12 protein-coding genes are annotated in these 13,113 nt (G+C 72.0%); 3 read left to right on the top strand and 9 right to left on the bottom strand.

Features of this window, described 5'->3' with window-relative positions; translation table 11 throughout:
* Window positions 1-117: 117 nt before the first annotated feature.
* Window positions 118-1,359, bottom strand: coding sequence for a hypothetical protein (locus tag ACIPV1_RS06895; RefSeq protein ID WP_173169281.1), 1,242 nt, complete (start codon window positions 1,357-1,359; stop codon window positions 118-120).
* A gap of 226 nt (window positions 1,360-1,585) precedes the next feature.
* Here ACIPV1_RS06895 and ACIPV1_RS06890 point away from each other — a divergent pair, with 226 nt between their 5' ends.
* Window positions 1,586-1,987, top strand: a complete 402-nt coding sequence (locus ACIPV1_RS06890) for a RidA family protein (RefSeq protein WP_235035960.1) — start codon at window positions 1,586-1,588, stop codon at window positions 1,985-1,987.
* 118 nt (window positions 1,988-2,105) lie between these two features.
* Here the strand turns inward: ACIPV1_RS06890 and ACIPV1_RS06885 are convergent, their stop codons facing one another.
* Genes ACIPV1_RS06885 through ACIPV1_RS06865 form a run of 5 tightly spaced genes read right to left on the bottom strand, consistent with a single transcriptional unit; the run spans window position 2,106 to window position 7,530 of the window.
* Window positions 2,106-3,779, bottom strand: a complete 1,674-nt coding sequence (locus ACIPV1_RS06885; protein ID WP_402726007.1) for an amidohydrolase family protein — start codon at window positions 3,777-3,779, stop codon at window positions 2,106-2,108.
* On the bottom strand, window positions 3,776-4,435 hold the full coding sequence (locus ACIPV1_RS06880; protein ID WP_402726006.1) for a bifunctional 4-hydroxy-2-oxoglutarate aldolase/2-dehydro-3-deoxy-phosphogluconate aldolase: 660 nt from the start codon (window positions 4,433-4,435) through the stop codon (window positions 3,776-3,778). Before ACIPV1_RS06880 ends, ACIPV1_RS06885 begins: the two co-directional genes overlap by 4 nt.
* Window positions 4,436-4,490: 55 nt before the next feature.
* Window positions 4,491-5,468, bottom strand: coding sequence for a sugar kinase (locus ACIPV1_RS06875; RefSeq protein ID WP_131879382.1), 978 nt, complete (start codon window positions 5,466-5,468; stop codon window positions 4,491-4,493).
* Complete coding sequence (locus ACIPV1_RS06870) at window positions 5,465-6,310, bottom strand: IclR family transcriptional regulator (RefSeq protein WP_123338793.1); 846 nt, start codon at window positions 6,308-6,310, stop codon at window positions 5,465-5,467. Before ACIPV1_RS06870 ends, ACIPV1_RS06875 begins: the two co-directional genes overlap by 4 nt.
* Entirely contained in the window at window positions 6,310-7,530 is a 1,221-nt protein-coding gene (locus ACIPV1_RS06865) for an alanine racemase (protein ID WP_402726005.1), read from the bottom strand. The genes ACIPV1_RS06870 and ACIPV1_RS06865 overlap by 1 nt, the downstream gene beginning before the upstream one ends.
* A 159-nt stretch (window positions 7,531-7,689) precedes the next feature.
* Between ACIPV1_RS06865 and ACIPV1_RS06860 the strand changes: the two genes are divergently transcribed.
* Complete coding sequence (locus ACIPV1_RS06860; RefSeq protein WP_200849218.1) at window positions 7,690-9,099, top strand: MFS transporter; 1,410 nt, start codon at window positions 7,690-7,692, stop codon at window positions 9,097-9,099.
* Window positions 9,100-9,263: 164 nt separating this feature from the next.
* Window positions 9,264-10,040, top strand: a complete 777-nt coding sequence (locus tag ACIPV1_RS06855) for an endonuclease/exonuclease/phosphatase family protein (RefSeq protein ID WP_111084345.1) — start codon at window positions 9,264-9,266, stop codon at window positions 10,038-10,040.
* 326 nt (window positions 10,041-10,366) lie between these two features.
* On the opposite strand, the gene ACIPV1_RS06850 is transcribed toward ACIPV1_RS06855, so the two are convergent.
* The 3 genes from ACIPV1_RS06850 to ACIPV1_RS06840 are packed head-to-tail and all read right to left on the bottom strand — an operon-like array spanning window position 10,367 to window position 13,070.
* Entirely contained in the window at window positions 10,367-10,984 is a 618-nt protein-coding gene (locus ACIPV1_RS06850) for a methionine ABC transporter permease (protein ID WP_402726246.1), read from the bottom strand.
* 50 nt (window positions 10,985-11,034) lie between these two features.
* Window positions 11,035-12,117, bottom strand: a complete 1,083-nt coding sequence (locus tag ACIPV1_RS06845) for a methionine ABC transporter ATP-binding protein (protein ID WP_402726004.1) — start codon at window positions 12,115-12,117, stop codon at window positions 11,035-11,037.
* On the bottom strand, window positions 12,117-13,070 hold the full coding sequence (locus ACIPV1_RS06840; RefSeq protein WP_123672400.1) for a MetQ/NlpA family ABC transporter substrate-binding protein: 954 nt from the start codon (window positions 13,068-13,070) through the stop codon (window positions 12,117-12,119). Before ACIPV1_RS06840 ends, ACIPV1_RS06845 begins: the two co-directional genes overlap by 1 nt.
* Window positions 13,071-13,113 lie beyond the last annotated feature (43 nt).

Below are 13,113 nucleotides of genomic sequence, written 5' to 3'. Positions count from 1 at the left end.
GCTCGGCTCGGCTCGGCTCGAACCGACTCCGAACGACGGGACCGATGTCGTACGACGTCGGTCTCGTCGTTCGGAGTCGGAGCTGTCGTCGGGCCGCTGCCGGCGTCCCCGTCCTCGCTACGGAGGCCCGAGCAGCCAGAGCACCGCGACGAGCACCGGCTGCCCGGCCAGCGCCGCGGTGACGAACGTCCACCGCATCCACGGCTTCGCGACGAGCTCCGGCGAGCCGAACAACGGCGCCAGGGGCATGAGCAGCCGCGGGGTCGAGGCCATCGGCAGCGACACCGCGAAGATGTAGAGCGCGTAGGCGGCCGAGTACAGCACGGTCGTCGACCCGAGCCGCTTCGTCGACCGGCGGAGCAGCCAGATCGGGAACCCGACGAGCAGGAACACCACGATCAGGACCCCGCCGACGCCGAGCCAGCGCCCGGCGATGAGGAACCACGGCGACAAGGGCACGAAGTCCACGCGGCCGATGAAGTTCACCCACCACGACATCTCGGTCTCGAGGTAGGCGTTCGGCGTGCCGGTCACGTGCGACGCGATGACCGGCCACGCGAGACCCGCCACCACCATCACGGCACCGGCGGCCACGACCTGCAGCTGCTCGCGGAGCGGGAAGGTGTCGAGCACCCGCCCGGTCTCACGGCGAGCCCGGACCCACCGCACCAGGGCGATGACCCCGAGCACGAGCGGGACGGCCAACGCACCCGGACGGGTGAAGGCAGCGGCGACCCCGAGCACGGTGAGCAGCCCGTACCGGCGACGCTCCAGGGCGAGCAGCGCGCCGAACGTGAGCGCGAGGAACATGCTCTCCGCGTACCCGACCTGCAGCAGGAACGACAGCGGCCCGCACGTGAAGAAGAAGACTGCCCACATCGCGGCGGCGTTGCCCGCACGGTCACGGACCAGGCGGTGCAGCAGGTAGGTCGCCAGCAGACCGGCCAGCACGGAGATGAGCGGGGCGCCGACGGTGAACGGCAGCCCGGTCGATGCGGTGAGCATCCGGATCGTGAACGGGAACGCCGGCAGGAAGGCCCAGGCGTTCTGCGCCACGTTGCCGACGGCGTCGAGCGGCAGCACGTCGGGGTACCCGTGCAGCGAGATCTGCTCGTAGTACTGACCGTCCCAGGCGGTGAGGAACGCCGTGAAGCCGTGCCCGTTGCCCCAGATGGCGTTGTCCGGCATCGCCCGTCCGATGAGCGGGTACGCGAGTGCCAGCCACAGCGTCGACACGATCCGGCCGCCGGTCCAGACGAGCAGCACGGCCGCCCACGCCGGCAGGGAGGTCACGGTGTCGAGTGCGCGGCGCCGTCCGGTCGCGGCGGTCCCGGTGACCGCGCCGTCGAGCCGGCTCATGCGCGTGCTCGGCGCGAGCCCGTGCACGCTCGGCGGCGTTCGGGCAGGGAGGACGGCACCCGGCCAGGGTAGTCGCCCTCCACCTGGGTGGTCGGTGCGGCACCCCGGACGGGAGGCCCGCCCTGCGTTCTGCAATACGGAATCGGTCGGGTGCGTGGTCGGCTCTCGAGGCGGCCTTCCGCCTAGCCTGGAGTCCGCCCACGACCGACGAACCACAGGAGCAACCGTGCCGAACCCCACCGCGCCGAAGACCGCCATCGTGACCGACAACGCCCCGAAGCCCGCCGGGCCCTACAGCCAGGGCATCGTCGCCAACGGCTTCATCTACACCGCGGGGTTCGGCCCGCAGGACCCCGCCACGGGTGCGATCGCCGACGACGTGGCCGGACAGACCGCGCAGGTGCTGGCCAACGTCGCAGCGGTCCTGGCCGAGCACGGTGCCACCCTCGACGACGTCGTGAAGTCCACCGTGCACCTCGAGCACTCCGACCGCGACTTCCCGGCCTTCAACGAGGAGTACGCGAAGCACTTCTCGCAGCCGTACCCGGTCCGCACCACCGTGCAGTCGCACCTGGCGAACATCCTGGTCGAGATCGACGTCGTGGCGGTGCTGCCGAGCGCTTCGTGACGTCGGCGCAGGCTGTGTGAAGCCTCACCGAGCCGCGGCACCGTGCTGCGTCGCTGACCGTGCTGCGTCACCGGCTCGGCTGCGTCACCGGCCGCGCTGCGTCACCGGCCGTGCTGGGTCACCGACCCCCGGTGCCCGCTGCTCCCTGCTCGTGGTCGATCCGACCCGGGTGGCGACGCAGCCCGGCACCGGGGGTCGCGTGCGTCAGGGCGCCCTCGGCCAGCACGGGGACGCCGGCGACGAGGACGTCGTCGATGCCCTCGGCCAGGCGCATCGGTTCGTCGTAGGACGACCGCGCCGCGACCCGATCGGGATCCACGACCACGAGGTCGGCGACCGCCCCGACGGTGACTGAGCCCCGTCGACCGAGGCCGAGTCGCTCGACCGCCGTGGTGGACAGGTGCCGCGAGGCCTCGCGCCATGTCAGGAGCCCCGTGCGGGCGAAGTCCTGCAGGTAGCGTGCGAACGTGCCGTACGCGCGTGGGTGCGGGTGCGTGCCCACGAAGATGCCGTCGGACCCGGCCGTGTGCCCGGGCAGTCGGAAGAGCGGTGCGAGGTCGTCGGCAGTCCGGGGACGGGGCACGCGCATCACGGCGGTGACCTGCAGGGCCGAGTCGACCAGGACGTCGAGGGCCAGGTCCACCGGATCCGTCCCGGTCGCCTCGGCGGCGTCGGCGAGGGTGCGGCCCTGCAGCGCGTGGAACTCGGCGGCGGGCACGTGCGACAGCGTGATCTGCTCCGCCCAGCCGGTGCCGAGGTCGGCGCGGGACAGCACGCGGTCGAGCACGGCCGCCCGGACCGCGGCGCGACCCTCGTCGTCGGCGATCGCGTGGGCGAGGTCCTCGGTGCCGGGGCGGGCGAGGGCCGCGGGCAGCAGCAGCATCGACAGGATCGTGCAGCCGCGCGAGTACGGGTAGGCGTCGAACGACATCGGGGCGCCCTCGGCCTCGAGTTCGGCCAGTGCCGTCACCGCGAGGTCGACGGGCGCGTGCAGGTGGGAGACGTGTGCGCGGACGCCCGACGCGCGGACGATGTCGGCGATCTCGTCGAGGCCGGCGCGGGCGTTCCCCTCGTAACCACCGCGCATGTGTGACACGTAGAGGCCGTCGACGGCAGCGACCTCGGTGCAGAGCGCAGCGAGTTCTGCAGTGCCGGCGAACAGGCCGGGGACGTAGTCGAGCCCCGTCGCCAGGCCGACCGCACCGTCCGCGAGGCCGTCGCGCACGAGCTCCCGCATCGCGGCCAGCTGCGCGCTGTCCGCCGGCCCGGGGTCGTCGCCCATGACCTGGTGCCGGACCGTGCCGGCGGGCACGAGCGTCGCGACGTTGATCGGGGTCGTGCCGTCGTAGGTCGTCAGCAGGCCGTGGACCCCGCCACCGCGGTACGTCGGGTGCGGGCCGTCGATGGCGGCGAAGTACGTGTCGGCGTACGAACCGTCACCCGGTGCCGGCCCGACGCCGTCCTGTCCGGTCACGATCGTGGTCACACCTTGGCGCAGGAGCGCGAGCTGCACGCCCTCGTCGAACACGAGCGACCCGGCGTGCGAGTGCGCGTCCACGAAGCCCGGCAGCACCAGTCGTCCGTCGCAGTCGATCACGTGCGCGTCGGCGGGGGTGGCCAGGTCGGGACCGACGGCGCGGATGACAGCGTCGGTGACGAGGACGTCGGCGCGCACCGGGGCCCCGTCCGCGCCGAGTACCGACCCGCCGCGCAGCAGGACGACGCCGCCGGCGGACTGCTCGCCGGTGGGCTGCTCGGAGCCCGTCACGTGCTCGGGATCGCCGGTGGTCATCGGTCGAGCGCCGCGACGAGGCGGCCGGCCCGCTCCCGCAGGGCGTCGAGGTCGCCCGTGGTCAGCGCGTCGCCGACGAGCGGGGACCCGAGTCCGACGGCGACCGCACCGGCGGCCAGGTAGTCCGGGGCGTCGTCGACCCCGATGCCCCCGGTCGGGATGACGTCGACGAAGTCGAGCGGTGCCAGGACCTGCTTCAGGAACGCGGGGCCGCCGAGCTGCGCCGCCGGGAACACCTTCACCGCGCGGGCACCGAGCCGCCACGCGTGGACGATCTCGGTCGGGGTCGCGGCACCGGGGTACCAGCCGACGCCACGCTCGTGCGCGCGCTCGCCGAGTTCGGCGTCGAGGTGGGGACTGACGGCGAACGAGGCACCGGCTGCGGCGGCCTCGTCGAGCTGGCGGACGTCGAGCACCGTGCCGACGCCGATGGACGCCGCGGAACCGTACCGCTCGACCGCCCACGCGATGCCCTCGCGCCAGCGTGGGGTGTTCGTGGTGATCTCGATCGCCGTCACGCCGGACTCGACCAGGGTGGCGATGACGTCCTCGACGTGGTCGCCGGTGCCGCCGCGGAGGATCGCGATCGCCGGTCCGGCCTGGTGGCGGTGCCGTGCGCCGGCGTGCTGCTCGGTGCTCGTGGTGTCGTTCGTCATGGTGCGCTTCCTCGAGTGTTGGTGTTCGGCGGACACGGTGTCGGCGGACGCGGTGTCAGCGGTCGACGTGGTCGTGCACGGTGTGGTCGGTGTCCGACGGGTCCGGGGCGTGGTGCAACGCGGCCGGGTCCGGTCGGCGCCAGTCGCTCTCGACGGTGCAGGCGAGGGCGCCGGCGTCGGCGGCCCGGTCGAGCGCCTCGGCGGCGTCCGCTCCGCCCATGCTCGCCGCGAGCCAGCCCGCGACGAACGCGTCACCGGCACCGACCGGGTCGACGACGCGCACCGGGGTCGCGGGCCGACGGACGAACACGCCGTCGATCGACGCCACGGCGCCGCGGGAGCCGAGCTTCACGACCGCGCGGCCCCGTGCCAGCGCGGCGAGGTCGTGCGCGAGTGACTCCTCGTCGTCGTCCTGTTCGTCGCGGTCGAGCACGAGTCGGGCCTCGTCGTCGCCGGCGAACACCACGGCGGACCGTGCTGCGACGGCTCGGTACCGGTCTCGTGCAGCGTCGGCGCCGATGAGCTTCGGCCGGTGGTTGACGTCGAACGACACCGGCACACCGGCGGCGGCGGCCCGGTCGAGCGCTGCGGTCACGGTGTCGTGTGCGGACTCGGAGAGCGCGAGGGTGATCCCGGTGACGTGCACGAGCGCAGCGGTCTCGACGACGCTGCCGGGCAGGTCCGTCGCGGCCAACGCCGAGCCGGCCGAACCACGGCGGTGGTAGGTCACCCGGGTGCGGCCGTCGAGCAGCCGCTCCTTCATCATGATGCCGGTGGATCGCTCGGCGTCGGGGACCGCGAGGACGTCGACGCCCTCCCCACCGATGTCGGCGGCGACCCGGTCACCGGCGGGGTCCGTGCCGACCCGACCGATCCACGTGGCCGGCACCCCGGCGCGGACCAGGCCGATCGCGACGTTGCTCTCCGCGCCGCCGGTGTCCACCCGCATGTGCTCGAGGTCCGGCACCGCGCCGACGTCGCGCCCGGTCAGCAGCAGCATCGTCTCGCCGAACGTCAGCACCGTGCCGGTCACCGGGCACCCCGCGCGAGGGCGAGCTGCGCCGACGAGGACCCGAGCGCGACGGAGATCTCGTGGGCGGTCCGAACGACGCCGTCGCCGAGTTCGCGGACCGCCGCTGCGGGGAACCGCGAGGCCAGCCCGGAGATGCTCATCGCGCCGACCACCTGGTTCGCGTGGTCGAACACCGGGGCGGCGACGCACCGGATGTCCGGCTCGTTCTCGCGGTCGTCGATGCCGTACCCCCGTCCGTGCGTGCGGTCGACCTCGTGCCGCCAGCGGTCGTCGTCGGTGATGGTGTGCTCCGTCATGACCTGGGCCGGTTCGGCGAGCACCCGGTCGAGCAGCTCCGGTTCACCGAACGCGACGATCGCCTTGCCGGACGCCGTGTTCCGCATCGGCAGGCGGTTCCCGATCCGGGAGCCCATGCGGACGGTGCCGCGGGTCTCGACCTTGTCGACGTAGACGATGTCGGTGCCGTCCGGCACGACGAGGTGGCACGTCAGCCCGGTCTGCTCCGCCGTCCGACGCAGGAACGGTGCGGCGGCGGAGCGCAGGTCGATCCCCTCGAGGTAGCTCTGCCCGAGCAGCAGGGCACCGAGGCCGAGCGTGAACCCGGCGTCCGGGGTGCGGCGCAGCAGGTCGTTCTCGAGCATCGGGGCCGTCAGGCGGAGCACCGTCGACTTCGAGGTGCCGAGCTCGGCGGCCAGCACGGACAGGCTGACGGACACCGCGCCGCTGCGGGTCCGGTCGGCGATGCAGTCGAGCAGGCGGAGCCCGCGACGCAGGGACAGTGCAGCGTTCCGGGCAGGACCGTCGCCGTCCGTCGGCACCGGGGCCGCGGTGGTCGCGCGCATCAGAACCACGTCGCGATCGTCCGGAGCACGGTGTCGTCGTCGGCCAGGACGTGCACCTGCCGCCACTTGTCGAACACCGTGCAGGGGTGCGAGATACCGAAGACGACGACGTCGCCGGGCGTCAGCTCGGGGGCACCGTCCGCCAGCGCGAGGTAGCAGTGCTGGTCGTCGAGGCGGGTGACGGTGACCGCCCCGGGCGGCGGGACGACCTGTGGGGCGCCCGCCGGGCCTCCTGGCAGGGTCGGCCGCACCGACCGCACCACCGGCAGCCCTTCGTCGAAGGAGATGTCGCGCTTTCCCACGGCGACGAACGCGAGCCCGGGCTCCGGGCAGGACGTCACGCGTCCCCAGACCTCGATCGCGGCGACGAGCGAGCCCTCGGCCGGGTGCCGGCCGAACGGCGTGCGCTCGGCGTAGAAGCCGTCGTCGTGGGTCAGGTACGCACCCGACCGCAGCAGCACGTCGAGGTCGTCGGTGCGGTGCGCCACGGCGTCCACGACGGCGTCGAACCAGGCGCTGCCGCCCATGCTGAGGAGCCCGCGACCGTCGACGAGCCCGCGGACGGCCTCGGCGACGTCGAGCACGCCGGCGACGTACTCGCGGGCAGCGTCGACGCCGGGCAGCCCGCCCTCGTACCCGGAGACACCGCGGAGCACGAGCCCGGCGTCGTGGGCGAGCAGCGCGAGGGCACGCGCGTCGTCGGGGGAGCGGACCCCGGTGCGCCCGCCCGGGAACCCAAGCTCGACCAGGACGTGCAGCTCGCCGGCGACGGTGCCCTGCGCGGCGACGGCGGCGGTGACGCCTGCGGCGGAGTCGACGTAGCAGAGGACGTCGGCGTCCGGGTCGACCGTGCGCCGGGACGCGAGCCAGGCGAGGCCGGCGGGGTCGAGGACCTCGTTCGCGACCAGGATCCGGTGCACGCCGTGCTCCCACGCGACCATCGCCTGCTGGACCGACGCGACCGTGACTCCCCACGCCCCGGCGTCGATCTGCCGTGCGGCGAGGTCGGGTGCCATGTGCGTCTTCATGTGCGGCGCGAACAGCAGCCCGTGGCGGTCGACGTAGTCCTGCATGACGGCGGTGTTGTTCGCCAGGGCGGACTCGCGCAGCGTCATCACGGGCAGGTGGGCGTGGTCGAGGACGTGGTGCGGAGTGCGCGCTGCCGGGTCCCAGGCGCCCTTCGTGGTCACGGTCCGGGTCGTCGTGTCGGCGTCGGTCATCGGTGAGCCTCCTGTCGTCGCGCAGCCTCCACGCTCCCGCTCGGCGGACCCGCAGGGCAACGCGCTGGTGCGCATCATTCTGCAATGCACAACACGATCGCGGAACCTCCTGACACGATCCCCCCGCGACCCGGCACCGGGCATAGCCTTTGACGCGACATGGCGACGACGATGACGACACCCAGACGGCGGACGGGCAGCACGGCGGTCGCCGTGCTCGTGGCGGGGACCTTCTTCATGGAGCTCCTCGACGGCACGATCCTGGCGACCGCGGCGCCCGCGATGGGACGCGACCTCGGCGTCGACTCGGCCGCCGTCGGCGTCGCGATCACCGCGTACCTGGTCACCCTGGCGGTCTTCATCCCCGTCTCGGGCTGGCTCACCGACCGGATCGGGTCCCGCACCGTCTTCGCTGGCGCGATCGCGCTCTTCACGATCGCATCGGCGCTCTGCGCGATGTCGACCGGCCTCGTCGACCTGACGCTCTGGCGCATCCTGCAGGGGCTCGGCGGCGCGCTGATGGTGCCCGTCGGCCGGCTCGTGGTGCTCCGGAGCGCCGGCCGCGAGCAGCTCGTCACCGCCATCGCGATCCTCACCTGGCCCGCCCTCGCCGCGCCGATCATCGCCCCGTTCATCGGCGGCGTGCTCGTCGACACCCTGACGTGGCACTGGATCTTCCTGATCAACATCCCGCTCGGCGTCATCGCGTTCGTCGCCGCGCTCGTCCTCGTCCCGCAGGAGCGCGCCGCGCAGCGTGTGCCGTTCGACTGGTTCGGGTCGCTGCTCGCGTGCTTCGGCCTCGGGTCGCTCGTCGTCATGGCGTCGCTGCTCGCGCTCGACGTCATCCCGGTCCTGGCCGTCGTGGTGTCCGGTGTCGTCGGTGCCGTCTGCTGCTGGTTCGCGATCCGGCACTTCCGCCGGGCACCGCACCCGATCATGGGGCTCGAGGCGTTCCGGCTCGAGACGTTCCGGGTGTCGCACGCCGGCGGCAGCCTGTTCCGCCTGGCGGTCTCCGCGGTGCCGTTCGTGCTCCCGCTGCTGTTCCAGGACGCCTGGGGCTGGAGCGCCGTGCTCGCCGGGTCCGCCGTGCTGTGGGTCTTCGTCGGCAACCTCGGCATCAAGCCGATGACGACGCCGTTCCTGCGCTGGTTCGGCTACCGCCCGGTGATCATCGTGTCGAGTGCGATCGCGGCGCTGACCGTCGTCGCGATGGCGTTCATGACCGAGGACACCCCGTTCTGGCTGCTCGCGGTCCTGCTCGTCGTCAGCGGCGCCGCCCGCTCCGTCGGCTTCACGGCGTACAACACCATCGCCTTCGCCGACGTCGAGCAGGCCGACATGACCCCGGCCAACACGCTCTCGTCGACGCTGCAGCAGACCGCCGCCGGGTTCGGCGTCGCCGTCGCCGCGGTCGTGATCCGCGCGGCCGGCGGGCTCGGTGGCGACGGCCCGTACTCCGTCGCGTTCTGGGTCATCGCGGCGCTGCTCGCCGTCGCGTGCGTCGAGGGCATCCTGATGAGCCGCACAGCGGGGGACACCGTCCGCCCCGCCCGCAGGGTCCGCGCCTGACCCGGGCGGTTCCACGCAGCCCTGCGCGCGGCCCGCGACTGTCCGTTTCCGTCACGGTCACACGCGCGAAACCCGACAGGCGTTACAGTCTCAGCATCCGTTTGCGAACGCCGAGTACGGTTGCCGCGGCAGGGTGACCCGGACCACCCGGACAGGAAGGCAGCATGGCCGCGCCAGAACAGCAGAGCACGATCGCCACCGACGCAGGCGTGCCGCCCACTGCCCTCCGGGTCGTCAGCTACAACCTCCGGGAGCACACCGCGAACGGTGAACTCGCCGCCCTGGCCGAGGCCTCCGACGCCGACGTCCTCTGCGTGCAGGAGTGCGACAGCAACGACCTGGCCCCGTCGATCGGTGGGCTCTCGCTCGCCGCGTCGACCCGCACGAACCGCCTCGGGCTCGCCATCTACAAGCGCGACGACCGCTTCGAGGTGCAGGACTTCAGCATCCACTCGCTGCAGAAGTCCCTGCACGACCGGGTCCTCGCACCCGCGCACGAACGGCTCATCGCGATGCACCTGCGCGACACCGAGGCCGACGCCGAGGTCGTCGTCGCCTCGTTCCACGCCTCACCGCTGACCGCGACGAACTCCCTGCGCCGCAAGCAGATCGAGGCGGCGCACCAGTTCCTCCGCGAGCTCGCGAAGGACGTCCCCGCGGTCATGGTCGGCGACTTCAACTACCCCTGGTTCCAGACGAACCTGCGTCGCAAGATCGAGCAGGGCGGGTTCGCACTGTCGCTGTCCGACCAGCCGACGTACCTGCGCTACCGCAAGTTCACGGGCCACTTCGACTTCGCGACGAGCGTCGGGCTGCACATCGCCGGCGTCGAGACCCTGCCGGCGGGCATCTCCGACCACCGTCCGATCCTGGTGCGCGCGCACTACGAGCACCCCGGCGCGACCGGCACGATCGAGACCGTGGAGTCCCCGGCCGCCTGACCCGCGGGCATGTCGTCGACTGGTCAGCAAGTGTCGGCCGGCGGTCCGGCAGACGACACGTCGTGACCACTCCGCGGGCGACGGCGGGAAGTCGTGACTGCTCGGCGGGCGACGTTGGGCGCGCCGGTGGAGCCGGCAACGCACTGGAGGCCCGGTGCCGGTCCCGTGTACCGGCACCGGGCCTCCAGGCGGTTGCGGCCACAGCACGTGGCGAGGCGGCGAAACGCGCCGCGCCCGCCGTCGCGTGGTCACGAACTGTCGGCCAGCGTTCCGCCGAGCGACACGTCGTGACCACTCGGCGGACGTGAGCGGGGAGTCGCGACCCGTCAGCGACGCAGGGTCGCGCGCGCCAGCCGGTTGCCGACGAACTGGCCGAGCTGCACGATGACGACGATCGCCGCCACCGACACGTACACGATCCACCAGTCGTACCGCTGCGATCCGTAGGTGATCGCGTACTCACCGAGTCCACCGCCACCGATCAACGCTCCCTGCGCCGTCATGTCGACGATGCCGATGTAGATGAACGTGTAGCCGAGGATGAGCGGCCCGAGGCCCTCGGGGATCAGGACGGTCAGCAGGATCGAGATCGGGTGCGCACCCGATGCTCGAGCTGCCTCGACGACGCCGGGGTCGACCGCGAGCAGGTTCTGCTCGACGATGCGCGACACCGCGAAGGCCGCTGCCAGTGAGATCGCGAAGGTCACTGCGGGCACGCCGATCGTGGTCTGCACCACGACGCGCGACAGCGGGGCGATCGCGGCGAGGAAGATCACGAACGGGATCGGCCGGACCAGGTTCACGACGACGTTGATGATCGTGTACGCGGCGCGGTTGCCGAGCAGGTTGCCCGGCCGGGTCGCGTAGAGCAGCAGCCCGAGGGCGAGCCCGATGACGCCGGCGATCACGAGCGACACGAGCGACATGACGATGGTGTCGCGCATGGCGGCGAGGAAGACGTCGAACGTGTCGATCACGCTCTGGAACGAGTTGTTCACGCTGCTGCCTCCTCGTCGGTCGTGACGCCGTCGGCGCGCAGGGCGGCGACGGCGCGATCGATGGCGTCCGGTGCACCAGCACCAGCACCAGCACCAGCACCGGCGTCGGCGACCCCGCCGGCCGTCAGCTCGTACGTGAGCGAACCGATCCGGCGCTCGCGGATCTCGCCGACCCCGCCGTAGACGAGCTCGGCGGTGACCCCAGCGGAGCGGAACACCGCGTCGATCCGGTTCTGCAGCCCGGCCTCGTCGGTGATCTGCACGGTCACCAGACGACCGGGGTGGCGTTCGCGCAGGCGAGCGAGCGTGTCGACCGAGGGGCGGTCGTGCAGCGCGGTGCGGACGAACCGCTGCGCAGCGCCCGTCTTCGGCGCGGAGAACACGTCGTAGACGTCCCCGACCTCGACGACGCGTCCCTGCTCCATCACAGCGACGCGGTCGGCGATCTGCCGGACGGCGTCCATTTCGTGCGTGATGACGATGATCGTCACGCCGAGTTCCTTGTTCACCCGGCGGAGCAGCCCGAGCACCTCGGACGTGGTCTCCGGGTCGAGGGCGCTGGTGGCCTCGTCGGCGAGCAGCAGGTCGGGCGACGCCGCGAGGGCCCGCGCGATGCCGACGCGCTGCTTCTGACCGCCGGACAGCTGCTCCGGGTAGGCGTGGGCGCGCTCGAGCAGCCCGACGAAGTCGAGCAGCTCGGCCACGCGACGGTCGCGCTCGTCCTTCGGCACACCAGCGACCTTGAGCGGGTACGCGACGTTGCCGGCGATGGTGCGGGACCGGAACAGGTTGAACTGCTGGAAGATCATCCCGATGTTGCGACGCGCCAGACGGCGATCCCGCTCGGGGATCGCCGTCAGTTCCTTGCCCGCCACGGTGACGGTCCCGGAGCTGGGGAGCTCGAGGGCGTTCACCAGACGGACCAGGGTGGACTTGCCGGCACCGGAGTACCCGATGACGCCGAGGACCTCTCCCTGGTGCACGTCCAGGGAGACGTCCTCGACGGCCACCACGGTCTCGCCGGTGTCGGCGCGGCGGTAGTGCTTCGAGACGCCGCGGAGTTCGACGAGGACCGGCACTACTCCGCTGCCGCCTTCGCGTCGGACTCGACCGTGGTGAGCTCCTTCTGCAGCGAGGCGGCGCTCTCGTCGCTCGGGACGGCGTCCGGGTAGTCCTTCGCGAAGACCTTCTGCACGGCGTCGTCCTGGAACAGCTTCGCCAGGTCGAGGTACGTCTTGTTGGTCTTGTCGGCGTCGCGGACGGCGAAGACGTTCACGTACGGGGCAGCCGAGGCGCTCTTCGGGTCGTCCTGGAAGATCGCGTCCTTGGTGTCGAGCCCGGCCGAGGTGGCGTAGTTCACGTTGACGATCGCGCCCTCGACGGAACCCTGCTGCAGGGCGTTCGCGGTCTGCGAGGCGTCGAGCGTCTGCACGTCGACCTTGTGCGAGGTGATGTCGGCCGTGGTCGAGAAGGCGTTGCCGCCGTCCTTGAGCTCGAGCAGGTCGGCGGCCTGCAGGACCAGGAGCGCACGGGCCTCGTTGATGGCGTCGTTCGGGATCGCGACCTTCGCGCCGTCCTCGAAGTCCGCGACGTCGGAGACCTTCGTCGAGTACAGCGGCAGCGGGTAGACGGCCGTCGCGCCGATCGGCTGCAGGTCGTCGTCCGAGGTGACGTTGTAGTTCGCCAGGTACTGGATGTGCTGGAACTGGTTGATGTCGATCTGCTTGTCCTTGAGCGCAGGGTTCGGCAGCGAGTAGTCCGAGAAGTTCTGGAGCTTCACGGTGACGTTGAGCTGCTCCTTGGCGGCCTTCACGTACGTGTTCCAGTAGGGCAGCGACTTGTCCGAGACACCGATGGTGACGGTCTTCGGCGCAGCGTCACCGGCGGCAGCGCCACCGCTGTCGCCACCGGAGCGCACGACTCCGACGATGACGGCGACGACGATCGCCACGACGACGATGACGGCGGCGATGATCCAGCCGATCGGGCGCTTGCCCTTCGGCTTCTCGGGCAGTGCGGGGGCTGCGGACATGCTGGTGCTCCTCGTGGGCCGTGCTGTGCGGGGGAGCCGCGGT

Origin of the sequence: Curtobacterium sp. NPDC089991 (assembly GCF_044748425.1) — a bacterium.
Classification (GTDB): Bacteria; Actinomycetota; Actinomycetes; order Actinomycetales; family Microbacteriaceae; genus Curtobacterium.
The sequence above is the reverse complement of the archived record's forward strand: the minus strand, read 5'-3'. Positions and strand labels throughout refer to the sequence as shown.